We start from the raw sequence: 20,210 nt of genomic DNA, 5'->3' as shown, positions 1-20,210 counted from the left end.
CAGTTCATCTGACCGGATTTCCAGGCAAGAGGACCGCGCCCTTCGGGGCGCGGTTTTTTTGTGTCCAGAATTTCCGTCTTCAGGCCCGGGTGACAGGCTCGCGCAAGGTCCAGTTCCGATAGTGGGTCAAACAGAACGTTACGTGCATGAAGGGGTTATGCATGCCGGGCCGTGAACACGCCGAAAAACTATGGGCAAACCTGATGGAACTGGGAGTGCGCAGACTTGTCGCGCTCGCCTTGATCGGGCTCGCCACAATCGCGACCGTCGGCGCGGGAGCATATTACTTGAGCCGACCGGAACAGACCGTCCTCTATACGGGTCTCGACGGTGAAGACGTCACTCGCATCGGTTCCGCGCTGCGGGACGCCGGCATTCCTTTCGACATCAATTCGGAAGGCTCCGCCGTCATGGTGAGTCATGCGCAGACAGCCAAGGCGCGCATGCTTCTGGCCGAAAAGGGTCTCCCGCGTGGAGCCAACTCCGGCTACGAGCTCTTCGACGAGTTGGGGTCGCTTGGGTTGACCTCCTTCATGCAGGAAGTGACCAGGGTGCGAGCGCTTGAAGGTGAGCTTGCCCGAACCATCCAGCTCATGAAGGGGATCCGGGCAGCGCGCGTTCATATCGTGTTGCCAGAGAAAGGATCTTTCAGGCGCGATCAGCAGCCGCCGTCGGCATCTGTCGTCATCCGTTCCGATGTGCCAGACGATGTGCGCACCGCCGATGCCATCCGCCACCTGGTTGCAGCCGGTGTTCCGGGCATGCAAGCCGACAAGGTTACAGTGCTCGACACGTCCGGTGGTATCCTGGCGGCCGGCCAGGATCCGACCAAGGCCTCCGCAGGCCAGCTTGCCAGCCTTGAGACGGCTGTCAGCAGCCGGATCCAGGAAAACATTCGTAAGACCCTGACGCCATATCTTGGCCTGGACAACTTCGAGGTCAGTGTCGCCGCGGAACTAAACACGGACCGCAAGACGATTGCCGAGACGATTTTCGATCCGGACTCACGGACCGAGCGATCCATCCGGACCATTCGCGAAAACGAGAACGCTCAGAATTCCAGCGTCTCGGCACCTACAACGGTCGAGCAGAACCTTCCTGAAGAGGATGTGTCCGCGGACAACGGTGAGCGTTCCAGCGAAGAAAACGAGCGGCGCGAGGAAACCGTCAATTACGAGATCTCCTCCAAACGCATCGAGACGTCTCAGGATGGCTATCGTGTCGACCGTCTGTCCATTGCGGTTCTGGTTGATAAGTCCCGTCTTGCACAGTCTCTTGGCGGCGAACCGACCCAGGCTCAGCTGGATGAACAGCTGACGGAAATCGAAGCACTAGTTGCTTCTTCTGCGGGGATTGAAAAAGAACGGGGAGACCTGGTCAAGGTTGCGGTCGTCGACTTCATTGACGGCGGCCGGGCCATGGAGCCGATCCCGCCGATCAGCATCACCGAGTATCTGATGCGCCAGTCCGGCAACATCATCAATGCGCTCGCAATCCTGACCGTGTCGATGCTGGTGATCTGGTTCGGTCTGCGGCCTGCCGTGGCTGCCCTGGTGCCGCAAATGGCCAAGCCGCAGGTCGAAATGGCCGAACTCGGAATGCTGCCGGAAGCTGCGGAAGGGACTGCAGAAGCAGTCGACGGGGATCAGACCTTCCTGATGCCGCCGGATCATTCCGACATGCTGCAGGACCTCAACAGCCGGCGCAACAAGTCTGCGCTCCGGAAGCTGGAATCCTTGCTGGAGTTCAACGAGGAACAGTCTGCCGCGATCCTGCGCCAGTGGCTCTATGAATCGGAGCGCATCTAATGACCACCTCAATCGCTTCCCATATTCCCGTCCTGTCCGCCTCCAGATTCAAGTCCTTCGGTGCATTCGACCCCGCTCTCGTGGACGTTCTGGAGCCTTGCGAGGAAGCTGTGCCCGAACCCAGCCTGGAAGAACAGCTCCAGGCCGAATACGAGCGCGGCCTGGCGGAAGGCAGTGACCGCACGATGGCTCATTTTCAGGCCATCCTGGAACAGGAGCGCGAAGAGCACGCAAGGCAGCTCAAAGACGAGCGTGACCGGTTCGACATGCGTGAATCGGCCAACGTGAGCGCCTCTATCGAAGGCTTCCTCAATGTTATGGAGCAGCGGATCTCCTATTCGCTTTCCAAGCTTCTTCAACCTTTCCTGACAGAGCAGATCGTCGACCAGCTGGTCGATGCCTTTGCCGGCAATCTTCGGCAACTGACCGAGGAAACGGAGGGCAAAATGATCAGGCTGCGCGGACCGGAAACTCTGGTCAGCCGAGTGCTGGAGCAGTTGCCGGCCTTGAGAGACCGGATCGACGTTCAGCATGCTGATCAGGTCGAACTGGTGGCTCTGCTTGACGAGACAACCATTGAAACACGGCTCGGACAATGGCTCGGCCAGCTTGAAGCCTTGAAAGGGGAGGCAGACTGATGTTGGACGGCGTCCCGAATGAAATCGTAATTGTCCGGCGCAAGAACGGCTGGGAAGACGATCAGCTGCCACATGGCGTCTGGAAGATTGCCTACGCGGATTTCATGACCGCATTGATGGCCTTTTTTCTGGTCATGTGGCTGATCAACGTGACCGACGACAGCGTGCGTCGCGGCGTTGCGCAGTATTTCAACCCGGTCAAACTTGCCTCCACGGCTCCGAACCGCAAGGGCCTGAACGATCCGGAGATCAACGGCGATACCAACGAAGCCGGCACCAAGCTTTTCACCGGCAAATTGGGTGGGTCTGATGCGCCGGTCGATCAGGATGAGAACTTCGGTGATGGCCTGGACAAGGGACACAGGCTGGAGGAGGTGGTCGAGACACCGGAGATGGGTGGGGCACCGGCCTCTGGGCAGTTTACCCAGACCCATTCGGAATCGATTCTTTTCACGGATCCCTATGCCGTACTCGACACCCTTTCGCAGAAAATCCGTGTCGCCGATGTGCGGGAGGACAACCCAAAGGGTATCGGCACAGGTCTTCAGAAAAACGAAGGCGTCCAGGGTGGGCAGGCCTATCGGGATCCCTTTGATCCGATGTTCTGGCAGTTCCGTCCTGGCCGAGGTGTCGCCAGTGCCGAGGCAGCTCCTGACGTAAGTTTGCCGGGCGATGGTTCCGCGCCTTCTACCCAGGCTCTGGCCGGTGAATTCGCCTTTGCTGCGCCGTTTGAAGATGGCACGCAACCTGAGACCGGCATTACCCGGCAAAACGGAAACGCTGCCCCTGGAAATGGGCCTAGCAACGGGGACTACATGGCGGAACAATCCGGAACGACGTCCTTTGAATTTGTCGGCAACGGCGCACTTCCCGACAACGGGGATACGACGGATCAGGTCGTCGCTCATGTGCTTGGCAAGTCGCTTGAGACGTCTTCAGCCGAGGTGATCTCTGAAGTCCAGACAGAAACGGTCATTGGTACCGGAGACGGTGAGGGCACTTACGAAGAAGACTTCACGGAAAGCAGTGCCGAGGTACTGGTCGCCCGTCTTTCGGAAGTCCTTGCCCAGACTGAAGGGACTGCTCTTGAGGAAACCGCCAGTCAGATTACGGTGACGAGAGAAGGTGAGGGAGCCTTGATCAGCCTTACCGATGACCAGAACTTCGGTATGTTCGCCATCGGGTCTGCCGAGCCACGCCCGGAACTCGTCAAACTGCTTGAACGGATTGGCAAGGTGGTTGCCGAAACTCCGGGGCAGATAGTCATCAAGGGTCATACGGACGCGCGCCCTTTCAAAAGCAAGACCTATGACAACTGGCGCTTGTCGTCGGCACGCGCTCACATGGCTCTCTACATGCTCACTCGCGGAGGTGTCGGCAAGGACAGGTTCAACCGGGTCGAAGGCTACGCCGATCAGGATCTGAAAGTTCCGTCCGATCCTCTAGCTGCCTCCAACAGGCGGATTGAGATCTACTTGCTGGAAGGGGCTCGGTAATGCGCTGCCTCTCCATAAGGATCCCCTGCTTCAAAGGTCTGCTCCTTGGCTTGATGGCGGCCGTCTTCTGGGTGTCGGCAGGCTGGGCGCAGCAGGTTGGCAAGCAGACTTCGGATCCGGAACCATTTGAAATGATCCGGTCGCTGCAGTCCTTGCAGGAGCAGATCGCACAGGGCAACAGCCATGCGATGCAGGCGCAGCGAGCCTTGCTGACAAAGATGGACGCAAGTTTCGTCGTGTTGCCAGCCGATGCGTGGCAGGAACCGCGCAACGCCCGGGCGGCCGTCATCCATCTTCTGAGTGGCGGACATCCAGACGTAATGCGGTATCTCTTGTCGCTCGATCCGGCCCCCGCTGTCGACCGCAAACTCATGGAAGCGTCGCTTGCCTATGTCGAAGGCAGGGAAGAGGACATGATCGTTCTTCTGGCGGAGATTGATCCGCTGGAACTGCCGGCAAGCCTGGGGGGGCATGTCGCACTGGTAAAGGCTGCACCCTACATCCGCACGGATCCAGAAAAGGCGATGGAACTGCTTCAGGTCGCCAGCCTACTGATGCCTGGAACACTCGTCGAGGAAGCTGCTCTTCGCCGGGAAGTCTTCGTCGCTGGGATGACCGGCAATGTCGATCGCTTTCGAGTTCTCAGCATCCGATATCTTCGCCGGTTCCGCACGTCGGTTTACGCCGGTGATTTTCGCAGGCGATTTGCCCTGTCACTGGACACGCTCGGATTTGTCAAAAGCGAGGACAAGTTCGCGCTCCTGGATGACGTGCTGCACGAATTCGATGCCGACAGCAGGCGCGGTCTTTATCTTCGGCTGGCCCGTTCCGCCTTGCTGGCAGGCCATCTGAATGTCGCGCGAAAGGCAACGGGAGAAGCGCTGACGCTAACCGTCGACGGCACCAAGGAAAACGAAATCCTGAAGATCTACCTGGCGGCAACCCGTCTCGACCCGGAGTTCATTACAGCCAACCGAGACCTGTTGTGGTCGATTGACAAGTCGATCCTGACTGCGCAGGACCTGGCGATGCTTGACGGCGTCTACACCGTGCTCAACTCGGTCCGGCATTTTCCGGAGCCGCCGCCCAACGTGATCGGCGAATTCAACGTCGCGACCAATATGGACGCTCCTGAAGATCAAAGCTGGGTCAGCGCGGACATGGAACTTGCGAATGTTCTGTTGCGCCGGACGGGAAAGTCCCTCGCTCAATTGGGAGAACAGGATGAGCGTTAACACTCAGGCATTCGTTCCGACTGCGCCGAAGTCCGGCAAGTCGACGGACGCTGGAACGGGCGAGCGCGGGCAAACCTCTTCCAAAGAAGCCGCGGCTGCATTCCAGGCCGTGATGCAGAACATGAAAAAAGGCGATGCCGCCGAAGATGCGGCAGGAAAACCCGGGTCTGAAACATCTGATCAGGCAGACGGGGCTACGGGCGATGCCAACGGCAAGACCGGTTCCGGCAAGGAGCAGGCGGCAGGTTCGGCGGCATTTTCGACCAGCAATCTTGTCGACGCCCTGCGTCAGGCTTCCCAGAACGCACTGTCACGCAAGGCGAAGGATGGCGAAGGCCTGGATGGTGCGGCCGAGGGACAAACGGACCCGAAAGCCGAAACCATGTTGCAGAGTTCGGCAGCGCATGTTGGATTGTCGCTAAATGCGATGCTGGCTGGAAAAACCGGTCAGGTTCCCTCGTCGCAGCCTCAGTCTGGCGCGGCCCCTATGCCTACGCTCCTGCAAGGGCAGGCCAACGGCATGCCGGTTGGCGATCCCGATGGACCTGCACAGACCGGAACGTCTTCGCTCTTCGCGCAGTTCGGCGTCGAACCGGAGGCAATTTCCGACGGCGAGGGACGTGGGGCTATTGGCCGGTCCATGTTGCCGGACGAAGCGGCGGGCACCGTCAAGGTTCTGCGCCAGGAAACCCACTTTGCACCGAATATGCGACTCTCCCCCGCGCAACAGGTAGGTGACCAGATCGCCGCTGCGGTAAAGGATATGGCTTCCAGCTCCGCATCACTTGACGGTGGCATAACTGCCAAGGCGGAAGGCCCTGTTCTGAAAACACTGGATATCCAGCTCACGCCACATGAGCTCGGCACCGTGAAAGTGTCTCTCAGGATGGTCGGTGATACAGTGGAAGTGTCGCTTGTAACGAGCAGGGCGCAAACTGCGGAACTCCTGAAGCAAGACCGGCAACTGCTCGATCAGATGCTCAGGGCGACCGGGGTCAAGGCTGATGCCATCACGATCCAGGCCGGAGACGATCGGATCCAGGTCCAGGCGGGAAGCAACGCTTCAGGCCCTCAGGCCCAGAACCAGAACCAGAGTGGCGCTGGTGGCGGTAACCCGTTTGACGGCCAACCGCAGAGTTCCGGCAACGGTGCCGGACAGCAGAATGGGCGTCCGGGCCAAAACTCCAGAGAAGACGCGTATCAGGCTTCTGAAACAACAAGAGGAATAGGTCATGAGGAAGGTTCTGACATCAGCCTTTCTGACGGCATCTATCTTTAGTGCTCTCGCCGTTAGCGTGCCTGCGGCTGCCGAGACCCAGAACGTTTGCGAACGCGAGATGATCTCGGCAGCGCGAAAGTACAACGTGCCGCTCGGCGTGCTTTATGCGGTCGGGCTGACGGAAACCGGGCGGCGCAATTCGCTGTACCCCTATGCCCTCAATATCGAGGGAAAGTCCGTGTTTCCTCCCAGCCGGCAAGCCGCGAAGCAGGATGTGATTGATGCACAACAACACGGCAAGAAGCTGATCGACATCGGCTGCATGCAGATCAACCATCACTATCACGGTGACCAGTTCCGTTCGGTGGATCAGATGCTGGAACCACGTGCAAATGTGCAATATGCGGCAAGGTTCCTGAAGGACCTGAGGCGGCGCCAGGGATCCTGGACGATGGCTGTAGCCCGCTATCACGCGGGGCCGAACAATGATCCCGCGCAAAAACGGTATGTCTGCACGGTGATCCGCAACATGGTTGCTTCCGGTTTTGGAAACTGGACACAGCAGTCCAAGCAATTCTGCGGCGCCTGATCTCTCAAAAGCACCGGACAGCTTGCCCGGTGCTTTCGTTTTGTTTGATAGATAAATTTTTACATAATTAAGTATCTGAATGGAAAGAATAATTATTTTCTCGCAACAGCTTCGCGCAAGTTAGGTCGGTTTGACTGTCTCCAGTTGATTTGGACACAGGAGACCTGTCATGGGCCTTTTCGGAGTTATGCGAACCGGCGTTTCCGGCATGAACGCACAGTCGAGCAAGCTCGGCACAGTTGCCGAAAACATTATGAACTCGAGCACGACAGGCTATAAGCGGGCCCAGTCGGAATTTTCCTCACTGGTTGTTTCGCAAGGGGCTGGCTCGTTCAACTCCGGCGGCGTCGAGGCACACACCCAGTACCAGGTTTCCAAGCAGGGAAACATCAGCTTCACCACGTCGAAGCTTGATCTTGCGGTGGATGGCAACGGCTTCTTCGTTGTCGGCAACGAGGCAGGTGAAAGCTTTCTGACCCGCGCCGGTCACTTCGTTCCGGATGGAGATGGCTATCTCCTGAATACGGCCGGCTATTATCTCCAGGGCTATCCGATCACGGGCAACACCGCGCCAACAACCGTTGCCAACGGTCTTGGTGGTCTGGAGCGGATCAACATCACCCAGAACCAGCTGGAAGCCACTCCCACCAGCGAAGCGTTTCTGCGCGTGAACGTGAGTGAAGACGCGGCGATTGTACCGGCGGCGGATCTGCCCTCCGCCAACGCAGCCACCGCGAGCTATTCCCACAAGACGTCCATGATCGTGTACGACAACCTCGGCAACGAGGTGAAATTGGATGTCTATTACTCCAAGGTCACGGAAACGGCTGCAGACAGTGACTGGGAAGTCTCGATCTACAACGCGGCAGATGCCGCACCCGGCGGCGGGTTTCCCTATACTGCTCCGGCATTGAATACCCAGACGCTGACCTTCGACGTCACCACAGGCAATCTCACCGGTGCCAGTGCGACCGCAATCAATATCGCGGTTCCCAATGGTGGCACCTTCGACCTGGACCTTGATCAGTCGACCTACCTGAATGCTGATTTCACGGTCACCAACGTTGATGCGGACGGGAACGCACCGAGTGCGGTGAAGAACGTCGAATTCTCCGACGACGGCACTCTGTTTGCCATCTACACCAACGGTGACCGCCGGGCGATCTACAAGATCCCGCTGGCGGATGTACCGAGCCCGGACAGGCTCTCCAACAAATCCGGCAACGTCTACAGCACGTCCTTCGATTCCGGTGATGTCCGGGTCGGTTTCGCGGGGGAGGGCGGCCTGGGCAGCATCAAGGTTGGTGGTCTTGAGGACTCCAACGTCGATCTCGGCAACGAGCTCACCTCAATGATCGAATCCCAGCGTACCTACACGGCCAATTCCCAGGTGTTCAAGGCCGGTTCCGACCTGCTCGAGCAGCTCGTCAACCTGGTCCGCTAACAAGGCTCACCCGCCAATCGGAAAGTTATTGTCATGAGTTTGTCTGTAGCCCTCAAAGTCGCCCAGTCCGCGCTGGCCGCAAGGCAGACAGAATCCTCCGTGGTTTCGCGAAACATTGCCGGGGCTCAAGACCCCGGCTACTCGCGCAAATCCGTTCTGTTGAGCCAGACCTACACCGACACCGGTCAGGCCGGCGGCCTCAAGGTCGACGGTATCGGCCGGGTGACGGACAGCGCGCTGTATTCGTCGCTCCTGTCCTCCACCTCCACTGGATCCTCCCAGGAAGCGGTCTTGGCGGGCCTTACCCGTCTCGCTGAAACCACAGGCGATACCCAGAACCACATGTCCGCTGCGGCAAAACTCGGGGCGCTGAAGCTGTCGCTTCAAAACTATGCTTCCGACCCCAGCAACGCGATCCAGGCGCAGGACGTTCTGCAGGCCTCCAAGGACATGGTGCAGACGCTCCAGTCCGGAACGGCACTGGTGCAGGATGTGCGCACCAAAGCGGATGCGGACATGGCGACCTCCGTGCGTGAGATCAACACGCTGTTGAAACAACTCGAAGATCTCAACTCGGTTATCGTGCGGGGAACGCAATCGGGGGCTGATGTCACCGATGCCCACGACAGCCGCGACCAGGTTCTGCTCAAGCTGTCCGAGGAAATCGGCATTACCACGCTGAACCGCAGCAATGGCGATATTGTGGTCTACACGGACAGCGGCGTGACGCTGTTTGAAACCAAGGCCAGAGCGGTCACCTTCGAGCCGACCATTGTTTATGGTGCTGCTACCACGGGTAATTCCGTGATGGTGGACGGCGTTCCCGTGGCGGGACCGGGCGCTCTCATGGAGATCAAGTCCGGCAGGCTGCAAGGTCTTGCTGAACTGCGCGACGAAGTCGCGGTGACCTACCAGAGCCAGCTCGACGAAATCGCGCGTGGTCTGATCGAAGCCTTCGCCGAAAGCGATCAGAGCGGTGGCGGCAACCCGGATCAGGCTGGCCTGTTCACGTGGTCTGGTGCACCGGCGGTGCCGGCATCCGGCACCCATATCACCGGGCTTGCTGCGGAAATCGTCGTCAATGCCAACGCCGATCCGGATCAGGGCGGCGACCTGGACAGGTTGCGCGATGGCGGCATCTCCGATCCGTTCGATCCCAATTACAACTACAACCCGTCCGGCGCTGCCGGGTTCTCCGACCGTCTGCAGGAACTGGTTTCCGCGTTTGACAAGGACACCGTTTTCGACAGTGGCGTGGAACTCGATCCGACCGACACGTTGTCCGGCTTTGCCGCTTCATCCGTTAGCTGGCTGGAAGCCGGCCGAAAGACCATGACGAGCAATGTCGAGGTGCAGACCGTCATTCTCAGTCGGACGGCAGAAAACCTCAACAACAAGACAGGCGTCAACATCGACGAAGAAATGACGCTGCTACTGGAAATCGAGCGATCCTACTCAGCGGCGACACGGCTCATCAGCGCCGTCGACGGCATGCTGGAAGACCTTCTGGCCGCGGCGAGGTAACAGTTATGAAAACCACCTATATCTCCACGATCACACTCGCCGATGCGTCTCGCCGGCAGATCCAGAACCAGTCCAGCCTCGTGCAGAAGCTCAGCATCGAGCTGTCCTCCGGCCGCAAATACGACGTCGGCCTGGATCTTGGGACCAAGACCGGCGAAAGCGTGTCGCTTCGTTCCGAGTTTCATTTTCTCAATGGCATCATGGATACCAACGCGCTTACCGCGTCGCGGCTCGATGTCAGCCAGGCGGCAATGGGCGACATTCTGACGGATGCGCAGGACTTTCTGGCGACCCTTGTGGCCCTGCGTGAGAACAACGGCAGTTCGGACATCGTCAAGGCGGATGCCGTCGGCAATCTGGAGCTTCTGACGTCCCGTCTGAACACCCAGCTCAACGGCAATTTCGTCTTTGCCGGCATCAATACGGACCAGGAACCCTTCGCGGATTATTCCGATCCGACGTCTCCGAACAAATTGGCCGCCGATGCAGCGTTCATGACCGAGTTCGGGATGGCGCAATCCAACCCGGGCGTTTCGGGCATCACACCTGCGGCAATGTCCACTTATCTGAACGGTGCCTTCGAGACGATGTTCCAGAACCCGGCCTGGGGCACGTCCTGGTCGAGTGCGTCCAGCAACGTGATGGTCAGCCGTATTTCGGCGAGTGAAACGGTGTCCAGTTCCGTCAGCGCAAACGAGCAGGCCTTCAGAGACCTGGCCGCGGCCTACACGATGATGTCCGACCTCGGTAACGAGGACGTTGATCCCGAGACCTGGAAGGTGGTGGTCAACAAGGCGATCGAGAAGCTCGGCACCGGTATTGCCGATGTCACCAGCCAGATGGGCAAGCTCGGCAATGTGCAGGAGCAGGTCAAGCTGGCGAGTGAACGGTTGAAGGTTCAAACCGACATCCTGAACCGGCGCATCAACGACCTTGAAAACGTCAATCTGGAGGAAACGTCGGTGCGTCTCAATACGGCTCTGACACAGCTTGAGACCACCTATGCGGTCACGGCCCGAATGCAGGGTCTGAGCATTCTCAACTACCTGTGATCGTGGCCGAATGTCTGATTTTTCGTATCAAACCCAACCTTGAGAGGGCCCATGTACAATCTGTCTTACGCTGAGGTTATGGACGATCTTTGCTCTGACCAGCGGCTCAACGAACATGAGGCAATGTCGATCGTGATCGGCAAGCTCAACGTCGCCCAGGAGCGCGGCGTCAAGTCTCCCGAAGCCGTCGACGCGCTGTTCTACACACGGCGCCTGTGGAGCTACTTCCTGGAACACCTGGCGGACGACGCCAACGAACTGCCGATCGAAACGAGAGCCAATCTGATCTCTGTCGGCATCTGGGTCCTGAAAGAGGTCGAATCCTTGCGCCAGTGGGAGCAGGAGGACTTCTCCGACATCATCCAGATCAATTCCATCATCCGCGACAGCCTGGACGGTTAAACTCATGAAAATCGGTTTGAAAGCGGGCGAACGCCTGTTCATCAACGGTGCGGTGATCCGGGCCGAACGGAAAACCAACATCGAACTGCTGAATGATGCCGTTTTCCTGCTGGAAGCCCATGTGCTTCAGCCAGAAGAGGCGACGACGCCGCTTCGCCAGCTCTACTTCATTCTCCAGACCATGATCATCGATCCGGCAGCCGCCGGTGCGGTTCAGGACATGTTCCATCTCGTGCTTGGTTCCGTGAAGTCGGCGTTCTCGAACAAGGAGGTGCTGATGCATCTCGACAAGGTTGAGGAGCTGGCAAAAACGGATCGGTGGTTCGAGGCAATGAAGGTTGTGCGTGCGCTCTATCCGCTGGAGGCAAGCCTGATGCTGGCCGAAAAGAACCGGCGCGCGCAGGAAACCCGGCAGACCGCCCCCCGGCCGGCGCCAAGAGAAAATTTTCAGTACGGCCCCAGGCTGGCCGTTGTTTAAGGAGTGATTAGATGACCAGTGTTGAAGGCGTCAGCGCCACCCAGGGTGCTGCCTCGACTGCATCCGCTCAGAAGCAGCTGACTGTCGACTACGACACCTTCCTGCATCTGATGATGGCTCAGATGCAGAACCAGGATCCGACCAATCCCATGGACGCGTCCGAACAGCTCGCGCAGCTCGCAAGCTTCAGCCAAGTTGAGCAGTCTATTCAGACCAACGCCAAGCTGGAAACGCTTCTGACCAACCTTTCGTTCGGTCAGGTAGATGATCTGATCGGGCGGACAGTGACCGACGCCAACGGCACGACGGGTGTCGTGGAAAAGGTTGAAGTCTATTCCGACGGCACCGTGCTCGCGCTCGACAACGGTCAGGGTGTTCTGCTTGGACCGGGTGTAACCATTTCCTGAGCGGATGGAATGACATGAATGAAGTTGATGCCCTGGACCTGGTCCGGACTGCAATCTGGACGATCCTCGTCGGATCTGCCCCCGCGATCGTACCGGCGATGATTGTCGGTATCGGAATTGCGTTGCTGCAGGCTCTGACCCAGGTTCAGGAAATCACTCTTACCTTCATTCCGAAGATCGTGGCGATCCTGGTCATGATCGTGGTCGCCGGACCTTTCATCGGCGGCCAGATCTACTCGTTGACGACCCTGATCTACAATCGGATCGAAACGGGGTTCTAGCGACGGTTTGCAGGACTATTCTTGCATGGTTTCAGGTGCCGTCGTGGTCCTGAATTTATCTGTCGTCCCGGTTTGCAGCGAAAGCTGTAAGCCGGGATCAGGTCCTTTGCGTTGTCGGCGAAACCTTTCACCTTGGCGCATGTCGCTAATGGATCCAGGCCTTTGCCGCGATGACAAGGTAGATGCGTTTCTCGCATCCATTTCTCCTTGAAACACGACTTGCTTCAAGTGCGAAGGCCGCTCCCTTCAGAGCCTGGAGCGACCATCGTCGGTCAGAGCGCTCAACCTTTCCTGAACTTCCCTCCTGAAATCCTTCTTCAAAAAAGCCTCGCGCAAGCTTCAAGGGCGAGGTTGCCAGGTATCAGACCTGCAGCAGAGAGAAGGCATGACAGACACCTCCCTTTCGCCGGCTGCCGGCAATGCGCCGGACAGCCGCCGCGACGTCGGCTTTGCCATAGGCATCGTCCTAATCCTGGCCGTTCTTTTTCTGCCAATCCCGACATTCCTGATCGATATCGGCCTGGCCATGTCGATCGCACTGTCGGTGTTGATTCTGATGGTCTCGCTCTGGATCCAGCGTCCGCTCGATTTCTCGTCTTTCCCGACGATCCTGCTGATCGCCACCATGCTGCGGCTGTCGCTCAATATCTCGACAACGCGCATGATCCTTGCCAACGGCCACGAGGGGCTGAACGCGGCAGGCTATGTGATCAACGGCTTTTCGCAATTCGTGATGAGCGGTGACTTTGTCATCGGTCTGATTGTTTTTGCGATCCTGGTCATCGTCAACTTCATGGTCATCACCAAGGGCGCAACCCGTATTGCGGAAGTCGGCGCACGCTTCACTCTGGACGCGATCCCGGGCAAGCAGATGGCGATCGATGCGGATCTTTCCGCAGGCCTTATCGATGACAAGGAAGCGCAGCGTCGGCGCAAGGAACTGGAAGAGGAAAGCTCCTTTTTCGGCGCCATGGATGGTGCCTCCAAATTCGTCCGCGGCGACGCGATTGCCGGCCTTATCATTACGGCTGTGAACATCCTTGGCGGCATCGTCATTGGCGTGACCCGCTATGACATGACGGTTTCCAACGCGGCAGACGTTTTCACCAAGCTCTCCGTAGGCGATGGCCTCGTCTCCCAGATCCCGGCGCTGATCGTTTCGCTGGCAGCTGGTCTGCTGGTGTCCAAGGGCGGCACCAGAGGGTCGACCGACAAGGCTGTTCTCGGCCAGCTTGGCGGCTATCCGCGTGCCCTGTTCGTCGCAGCTATCCTGATGGCCATCTTCGCGTTGATGCCGGGTCTGCCCATGTTGCCGTTCCTGCTGCTGGCGATCCTGATGGGCTTTATCGGTTATGCCATTCCGCGGCGTTTGGCAGCGGCGAAAAAGGTCGAGGACGACAAGATACGCGCAGCGGAGGAACAGGCAAAGCTTGAGGAAAAGGACTCCGTCAAGGAAACGCTCAAGTCGGCTGAGGTCGAACTGGTGCTTGGCAAGCAGCTTTCCGCCGAGCTACTGACGCGAACCGGTGAACTGTCTCGCCGCGTTGCCAAGATGCGCCGGAAGTTTGCCGAGCAGTATGGTTTTGTCGTGCCCGATATTCGGGTCACCGACAGTCTGACGCTTGATCCGAAGAGCTACCAGATCAAGATCCACGGCACCATCATCGCCTCGCAGCATCTGAAAGTGGGTGAACTGCTGGTCATTCCGAACAATGACGAGGCACTGCCGGTACCGGCTGACCAGACGCGTGAGCCTGCATTCGGGATGCCAGCCTACTGGGTGCCGCCTGCGTACAAGGACGAACTCAAGCGCCGCGGCATGACGCCGGCCGAGAACATCACGGTCATCCTCACGCATCTGAGTGAAGTGATCCGCAACAACCTGCCGCAGCTCTTGTCCTACAAGGATATGCGCAAACTGTTCGACAGGCTGGACCCGGAGTACCAGAAGCTTCTCGACGATATCTGTCCGGCGCACACGTCTTTCTCCGGTCTGCAAGCGGTGCTCAAGCTTTTGCTGGCGGAACGGGTTTCGATCCGGAATCTCAACCTGATCCTGGAAGCCGTTGCCGAGATCGTTCCGCACGTTCGCAGATCGGAGCAGGTGGTGGAGCACGTTCGAATGCGCATCGCCCAGCAGATTTGCGGCGACCTTGCAGAAGGCGGCCCTCTGAAAGTGCTGCGTCTCGGAAACCGATGGGATCTAGCCTTCCACAATGCCCTGAAACGGGACGGGAAGGGCGACGTCATCGAGTTCGACATCGAGCCGCAACTGGTGGAGGAATTCGGCACGCAGATGTCCGACGCGGTCAAGAAACACATGAAGGACGGCAGCCGCTTCGCGGTGGTAGCGGCACCTGATGCCCGGCCATACGTACGCATGATCGTGGAGCGCATGTTCCCGACCTTGCCGGTCCTGTCGCATCTTGAAATCGCTCGCGGAGTGGATGTTTCCGCGCTCGGAAGCGTCTCGTGATTTCCGGCGGCCTCTTTTTCAGCACCTTCAGCTCCTCGCTGCTTCTGGCGGTCTTCCTGTTGTTCTGCCGGATAGGAGCGTGCCTGATGGTGATCCCGGGGTTCGGCAGCAACCGTGTGCCGGTGCATGTTCGCCTGTTCATCGCGCTTTCCGTCGCGTTGGCATTGTCGCCTCTGTTGGCACCAGGCGTACAGGCGTCCCTGCCGGATGAGCAGCTCGGCACTGTTGCCGGCTTCATCGGGGCGGAGTTGCTGACCGGAGCCTTCATCGGTTTTCTGGGACGCATCTTTCTGGCGGCCCTGGAGACTTTGACGACGCTGGTGTCCATGGCAATCGGCCTGTCGAACATGCCGGGCATGCCGATCGATGGCGTGGATTCCCTGCCGCCTGTCGCAAACCTTTTCACGGTGACGGCAACGGCGATGGTCTTCATCACCAACCAGCATTGGGAAATTCTGCGCGGGCTGGCAGCCTCCTATGAAGCGATCCCGGTCGGGCAGCCGCTGGCGGCCGTGACAAGCCTGGAGCAGTTCGCCGAGCAGTTGGGCCGAACCTTCATCCTGGCATTGCGGGTGTGCAGCCCGTTCATCGTCTACACGGTTGTTGTGAACTTTGCCGTCGGCCTCGTCAACAAGCTGACACCGCAGATCCCGGTCTACTTCATCTCCATGCCGTTCGTGATCGCGGGCGGTCTCTACTTTCTTTATCTCGTCATCGCGGAGGCCATCATGATCTTCCTCGACGGCTACTTCACTTGGCTCCAGATAGGTTAGGCAAACCTGACCGTGAAAGGTTCCTGTTCCATGGCAAGAAAAAGTCAGGATATTGAACGTTTGTTCCGGATGCAGAAGCAGATTTTCCTGTTTTCATCCTGGCTACTTCAGAAGCTTGACGCTCAGGTCTATCAGCTGAACGAAAAGGAAAGACGCATTCTGCTGGCCCTTTCGAATGGCGACCTGGCACAGCACGACAGGTTTATCGCCAATGCTGCCGAGCGGCTGAGACGCATCATCGAGGAGATGTCACGGCTCAGCGAAGCACGCGCAAAGGTGAACTCCGAATATGATCGCCAGCGGTTGATGCTGAAACTCATGGCTGAACGTCTCGCCAGGATGCGTGGGGAGGAACAGCGTGCTGAAGAAGAACGGGACCTGATGGATCTGCTCGACCGCAGATACGGGTGAAAGCCGCTTGGCGTGAACGGGGCATATTCGTCGCCGTCCAGCAAGAAGACGCAAGCCTCCCGCAAGCTGCGCAGGCTATTCCTGAGGATGCAAACAAGGTTCGGTTCAAGTGTATTGCTTGCCTTGCCCTGTCGCCTGCCGGGCCTTGTTTGCACCTTATGTTTTTCGAGGAGCCCAGCATGGCGATTTCGCCTCCTTCAGATCTGATCCTGGATGTGTCCAAGGCTGCCGATCCGGTGAACCTTGCTGACGCCACGAACCGTCTCAGGTCCATTTCCGCTGGTGGTTCGGGAGATGGCTTTGCACTTGCCTATGCCGGTGCGACGAACCGGGCAGGAGCCACTGAAGGCAGTTTTCGAACCGCCAATTACGAAGGACCGTCACAAAAGTCTCCTGCGGAGAAATTTGAGGCGATGATCCTCAGCCAGTTCGTCGAAACAATGCTTCCGGATGACTCCGAAGCGGTCTTCGGGTCTGGAACCGCCGGGGAAATCTGGAAATCGATGCTTGCCGAACAGGTCGCAAACCAGCTTGCCGCCAGTGGTGGTGTCGGTATCGCCGGCCTGATTTCAGATACGCTTGAAAAGGGAGTTAAAGCCTGATGGACGCTGCCAACGATGTTGACTTTCAGGACGTTGCCGTGACCGATCTCGCACTTCAGGAATTCACCCCCGATCCGGTGCGATCCATGCCGCTGGTGGTCGCCGTTCGCCGAGCAATCGGCGCTGTGCGCGAGGAAACCCGGGCGCTTCGTGCAAACCCGACAGCGGACCTGAAGATCTTCGAATACGGCAAGAGCCAGGCTTTGCTTGACCTGTCCAGGGCTCGGACACTCGTGCCGCCGGCGTTTTATTCTGAAGAGCTGCGCGAAGACATCGCCGAATTCAAGGAAGTGCTCGATGAGAATGTCGGCCTGTTGCAACTGCATATGAATGCGGTGACGGAAGTTGTCGGCATGATGTCCAGAACCATGATCGACTATGAATCCGACGGCACGTATCAGGCACCGTTTCCGGAGAGGGCTCGATGATAAAGACCCTCGTTGCCGGCCTCTGGATGTCTGCCACCATGCTGGCGTCCGGTTACGGCACCACGCAGTATCTGGCAGCTCAGAAAAGGGTCGGCGACGATGAGCCGGCGTTTGTAGGGCTGGATTATGAGACAGTGAATCCGGTCAACGTGCCGATCCTGTTTAATGGCACGCTGCAGGGATATGTGGTGATCAAGATGGTCTTCACAGCGGATGGCGATACATTGCGCCGCCTGCCTGTGCCGCCACACCCTTTCCTGGTGGATGAAGCCTTCCGGGTACTCTATTCGGATGAAACCCTCGATTTCCGTAGCCTGGAACGTTACGACCTGGAGGCTTTCACCGAACGTCTCAAGAAAACCACCAACGCTCGTCTCGGCCGGCCTGTGGTGCACGACGTCCTGGTGGAGGAATTCAACTATTTCGACAAGGAAGACGTAATCACGCACTAGCTGTTGATCCTTGTCTTGTACTGAAAAACTTCTTCTGCCGCCTCCCAGGCAATTGGCGCCCAGTTTCGGCTGGGCGCTTTTTTTTGATCCTCACCGCGGCCTGTTTTGTGCTTGATGGAACAGGACTATTCGGAAAACCTACGGAATAGACCGAGCGCAGAGTGCGCGACTTTGCCTGGTACGGTTTGGAGGATAGGCCCATGAAGACGATAACGGTATCGAGCAGTAGTGGCTCAATCGATCTGACTTCCGATGATATCCAGGTTTTGGAAAACGCAGTTGAAATCCTGCTTTATTCCGATGTTGAAGACGGTGAGCAGGCGAGGGAAATGCGGCTAACCGGAAAAAGCCTGCACGAAATCATGGAGCGCTTGTCGACGCTTCTGGGAGAGTGAATTGGTGCAATAGCTGGTCAATATAAATTCGTGGTGCTTGTTTCGCGGCATTTAGTGAATGCCGATTTCAGCCATCGGTATCGAAAATCGTGTCGATAGCCTGGAAAATGGTCTTGTAGACACCGATTTCGTCTTTGGCGAAATCTCCGTGAGGCACCGCTCTTTTTGCTTCGGCAATCAAGTCGGCCTTGATGGCTTCCAGATCCACTTCCGTACCCATCGGCCGATTTGAGAGCTCCACATGCAGGCGTTTGGCGATCCCGGCATAGGCGACGATTGCAGTCACCATGTGGGCGGGATCCTCCGGGATCTGGATTTTCTTCATACGCGCCGTTTCTCTGGTTTCAGTTGCAGGTAGTTTCCAGGTCCGGAAGACCCGAAACGCGCGGCAGGGCCAACAGCATATGGTGCTAGGCTGGCAGAATTGAAGCAAGTTGGCGAATTTCGGTAAGTTGCCGAGGCGTCAGGCGAAATAGCCGGCCGGCACATCGTTCGCATCTGTGCGGACGAGCTGCCTGACAAACCGAAAATTATTTGAGATGCCTGAAACGCAACTACCGCAATCGGGCGTCCTTCAGGGCCTCAAGCAGCAGTTCCGTTTCTTTCGCCTTGTTGCCACCGGCGTCCGGCACTTCGACATAGGAAACGTTGACTGCATTGTCCGGCCAGGCGAGGACGGCGGTAAAATAGATCCAGACACCCTTGTTGAAGAATTCCAGGTCCAGGGAAATGCGCGGGGTGGTTTCCCACTCGACATCTGCCTGTGCGGCCATGGAATAGCGCAAGGACCCTTCCTTGAAGAAGAGCTCGGCCGATGTCTTGATCAATTCATCGATATTGCCGTGCTGGTCTGTTCGGATATAGGCGACGAAGTCGACCACATCGACGAGTTTCAGATCTTCGATAAATTCGGTCAGAGCAGAGGCAATTGCTTCCTGGCGCTGCCGGTCGCATTCCAGTGGCGACGGTTTCGTGCCGTTGCCTTCAGGCATATCGTGCATTCCCCGGACCTCCAAATACATTAAATTATACAGCAGTTTTGGTCTGGCGTGAGTACACGTAGCAAATGATTTCCGCAACTGCCCTGTAGAATTCCGGCGGGATCATCCTTTCAACTTCTGTAGCGGCGTAGAGAGACCGTGCAAGTTGCCGGTCCTCGATCACGGGAATATTGTTCGCCTCGGCGATCTCCCTGATCTTCAGCGCAATCAGATCCTGCCCTTTAGCTACAACAATCGGGGCAGGGTTTTGGTCCCCGTCGTAGCGCAAGGCAACAGCGAAGTGTGTCGGATTGGCAACAATGAGGGTTGCTTGCGGCACGGCTGACATCATGCGATTTCGTGCCCGGTCGCGTGCGAGCGAGCGTTGCCGGGCCTTGACGATCGGGTCGCCTTCCATCTGCTTGTGCTCGTCCTTGATCTCCTGCTTGCTCATGCGCAGGTTCTTGCGCCAGTGCGAGCGGGACCAGAGAATGTCGACTGTAACCAGTAGAATGGTAACGATGCAGACGCCGGCGATCAGCTTCATCGATATCTGAAGGATCGCTTCGGGAAGTGCGCTTGGATCTGTGAACATGGCGTTGATCAGTTCCGCTTCATTCGCCCGGAACTGGCCATAGACGATGGCACTGACCGTGGAGAACTTGAAGACTGCCTTGAGGAACTCCACAAGGCCCTGGGCTCCGAATATGCGGCTCCAGCCCTTCGCCAGCGAGAGCTTGGAGGCATCCGGCTTGATGCGGTGAAAAACGATGCTGGGCGTGTTCTGCAAAAAGGCGGACGCAAGACCGGACACGGCAAGCAGTGCGACAATCGGGGCGAGGAAGACCATGACCTCGATCGACACCGCATGGGAGAGCAACAATGCATCGGCGCTGTTTCCAAGATCCACTCCTCCCGAAAGGTCCAGAAGATGCGTCAGCGTTTGCACGAGCTGACTCGATGCCGATGTAACAACGAAACTGCCGATCAAGAGCGTCGCGATAAATGTTGCCAGAACGGGGGCTTCCCGTGAGACCGGGGTGTTGCCCTTTTCTATGGCATCGCTGATCTTTTTCTCGGTCGGTTCCTCTGTTTTTGAATCCTTGTCTTCTTCCGACAT

Annotated in this window: 23 protein-coding genes; 20 read left to right on the top strand and 3 right to left on the bottom strand. The window is 57.8% G+C overall.

Annotation, left to right across the window (positions count from 1 at the left end; all coding sequences use genetic code 11):
* Positions 1-161 precede the first annotated feature (161 nt).
* From fliF to ACYQ6M_RS14750, 20 genes are all read left to right on the top strand, one after another.
* Complete coding sequence (gene fliF, locus ACYQ6M_RS14845; protein WP_460074455.1) at positions 162-1,808, top strand: flagellar basal-body MS-ring/collar protein FliF; 1,647 nt, start codon at positions 162-164, stop codon at positions 1,806-1,808.
* Entirely contained in the window at positions 1,808-2,446 is a 639-nt protein-coding gene (locus ACYQ6M_RS14840) for a hypothetical protein (RefSeq protein ID WP_055654457.1), read from the top strand. Before fliF ends, ACYQ6M_RS14840 begins: the two co-directional genes overlap by 1 nt.
* The gene (locus tag ACYQ6M_RS14835; protein ID WP_460074454.1) at positions 2,446-3,942 is read left to right on the top strand and encodes a MotB family protein; all 1,497 of its coding nucleotides are present in this window, start codon (positions 2,446-2,448) and stop codon (positions 3,940-3,942) included. Before ACYQ6M_RS14840 ends, ACYQ6M_RS14835 begins: the two co-directional genes overlap by 1 nt.
* Complete coding sequence (locus ACYQ6M_RS14830; RefSeq protein WP_447238153.1) at positions 3,942-5,177, top strand: chemotaxis protein; 1,236 nt, start codon at positions 3,942-3,944, stop codon at positions 5,175-5,177. Before ACYQ6M_RS14835 ends, ACYQ6M_RS14830 begins: the two co-directional genes overlap by 1 nt.
* Complete coding sequence (locus ACYQ6M_RS14825; protein ID WP_460074453.1) at positions 5,167-6,456, top strand: flagellar hook-length control protein FliK; 1,290 nt, start codon at positions 5,167-5,169, stop codon at positions 6,454-6,456. The genes ACYQ6M_RS14830 and ACYQ6M_RS14825 overlap by 11 nt, the downstream gene beginning before the upstream one ends.
* Positions 6,410-6,985: a transglycosylase SLT domain-containing protein gene (locus ACYQ6M_RS14820; protein ID WP_062488687.1), complete on the top strand. Its 576-nt coding sequence runs from the start codon at positions 6,410-6,412 to the stop codon at positions 6,983-6,985. The genes ACYQ6M_RS14825 and ACYQ6M_RS14820 overlap by 47 nt, the downstream gene beginning before the upstream one ends.
* Before the next feature lie 169 nt (positions 6,986-7,154).
* Positions 7,155-8,429, top strand: coding sequence for a flagellar hook protein FlgE (locus tag ACYQ6M_RS14815; RefSeq protein WP_022998510.1), 1,275 nt, complete (start codon positions 7,155-7,157; stop codon positions 8,427-8,429).
* Positions 8,430-8,462: 33 nt separating this feature from the next.
* Positions 8,463-9,953, top strand: a complete 1,491-nt coding sequence (gene flgK / locus ACYQ6M_RS14810) for a flagellar hook-associated protein FlgK (protein WP_460074451.1) — start codon at positions 8,463-8,465, stop codon at positions 9,951-9,953.
* A gap of 5 nt (positions 9,954-9,958) precedes the next feature.
* Entirely contained in the window at positions 9,959-11,005 is a 1,047-nt protein-coding gene (locus ACYQ6M_RS14805) for a flagellar hook-associated family protein (protein WP_460074449.1), read from the top strand.
* A 51-nt stretch (positions 11,006-11,056) separates the two neighbouring features.
* The gene (gene flaF / locus ACYQ6M_RS14800) at positions 11,057-11,407 is read left to right on the top strand and encodes a flagellar biosynthesis regulator FlaF (RefSeq protein ID WP_022998513.1); all 351 of its coding nucleotides are present in this window, start codon (positions 11,057-11,059) and stop codon (positions 11,405-11,407) included.
* Between the two features lie 4 nt (positions 11,408-11,411).
* On the top strand, positions 11,412-11,885 hold the full coding sequence (gene flbT / locus ACYQ6M_RS14795; protein WP_022998514.1) for a flagellar biosynthesis repressor FlbT: 474 nt from the start codon (positions 11,412-11,414) through the stop codon (positions 11,883-11,885).
* Positions 11,886-11,896: 11 nt separating this feature from the next.
* Positions 11,897-12,292 (top strand): flagellar hook assembly protein FlgD, encoded by a 396-nt coding sequence (flgD, locus tag ACYQ6M_RS14790; RefSeq protein WP_022998515.1) that lies wholly within the window; start codon positions 11,897-11,899, stop codon positions 12,290-12,292.
* Positions 12,293-12,306: 14 nt separating this feature from the next.
* Complete coding sequence (fliQ, locus tag ACYQ6M_RS14785) at positions 12,307-12,573, top strand: flagellar biosynthesis protein FliQ (RefSeq protein WP_022998516.1); 267 nt, start codon at positions 12,307-12,309, stop codon at positions 12,571-12,573.
* Positions 12,574-12,958: 385 nt separating this feature from the next.
* Positions 12,959-15,049 (top strand): flagellar biosynthesis protein FlhA, encoded by a 2,091-nt coding sequence (gene flhA, locus ACYQ6M_RS14780; protein ID WP_055654445.1) that lies wholly within the window; start codon positions 12,959-12,961, stop codon positions 15,047-15,049.
* On the top strand, positions 15,046-15,822 hold the full coding sequence (gene fliR, locus ACYQ6M_RS14775) for a flagellar biosynthesis protein FliR (RefSeq protein WP_022998518.1): 777 nt from the start codon (positions 15,046-15,048) through the stop codon (positions 15,820-15,822). Before flhA ends, fliR begins: the two co-directional genes overlap by 4 nt.
* 30 nt (positions 15,823-15,852) lie before the next feature.
* Complete coding sequence (locus ACYQ6M_RS14770) at positions 15,853-16,233, top strand: hypothetical protein (protein ID WP_055656561.1); 381 nt, start codon at positions 15,853-15,855, stop codon at positions 16,231-16,233.
* Positions 16,234-16,412: 179 nt separating this feature from the next.
* Positions 16,413-16,835: a rod-binding protein gene (locus tag ACYQ6M_RS14765; RefSeq protein WP_031268441.1), complete on the top strand. Its 423-nt coding sequence runs from the start codon at positions 16,413-16,415 to the stop codon at positions 16,833-16,835.
* Positions 16,835-17,263, top strand: coding sequence for a hypothetical protein (locus tag ACYQ6M_RS14760; protein WP_022998521.1), 429 nt, complete (start codon positions 16,835-16,837; stop codon positions 17,261-17,263). The genes ACYQ6M_RS14765 and ACYQ6M_RS14760 overlap by 1 nt, the downstream gene beginning before the upstream one ends.
* Positions 17,260-17,715: a hypothetical protein gene (locus tag ACYQ6M_RS14755; RefSeq protein WP_460074447.1), complete on the top strand. Its 456-nt coding sequence runs from the start codon at positions 17,260-17,262 to the stop codon at positions 17,713-17,715. The genes ACYQ6M_RS14760 and ACYQ6M_RS14755 overlap by 4 nt, the downstream gene beginning before the upstream one ends.
* A gap of 200 nt (positions 17,716-17,915) precedes the next feature.
* Positions 17,916-18,110 (top strand): hypothetical protein, encoded by a 195-nt coding sequence (locus ACYQ6M_RS14750; RefSeq protein ID WP_228868038.1) that lies wholly within the window; start codon positions 17,916-17,918, stop codon positions 18,108-18,110.
* A 67-nt stretch (positions 18,111-18,177) separates the two neighbouring features.
* On the opposite strand, the gene ACYQ6M_RS14745 is transcribed toward ACYQ6M_RS14750, so the two are convergent.
* From ACYQ6M_RS14745 to flhB, 3 genes are all read right to left on the bottom strand, one after another.
* Positions 18,178-18,435 (bottom strand): hypothetical protein, encoded by a 258-nt coding sequence (locus ACYQ6M_RS14745; RefSeq protein WP_229003966.1) that lies wholly within the window; start codon positions 18,433-18,435, stop codon positions 18,178-18,180.
* A 229-nt stretch (positions 18,436-18,664) separates the two neighbouring features.
* A complete protein-coding gene (locus ACYQ6M_RS14740; protein WP_022998525.1) occupies positions 18,665-19,111 on the bottom strand; it encodes a hypothetical protein in 447 nt (148 codons plus the stop codon).
* A 25-nt stretch (positions 19,112-19,136) separates the two neighbouring features.
* On the bottom strand, positions 19,137-20,210 hold the full coding sequence (flhB, locus tag ACYQ6M_RS14735) for a flagellar biosynthesis protein FlhB (RefSeq protein WP_055654437.1): 1,074 nt from the start codon (positions 20,208-20,210) through the stop codon (positions 19,137-19,139).

The organism is Roseibium sp. ROS1 (assembly GCF_054658215.1).
Note: the sequence above shows the minus strand (reverse complement) of the source record. Positions and strands in the feature narration are given on the sequence as shown.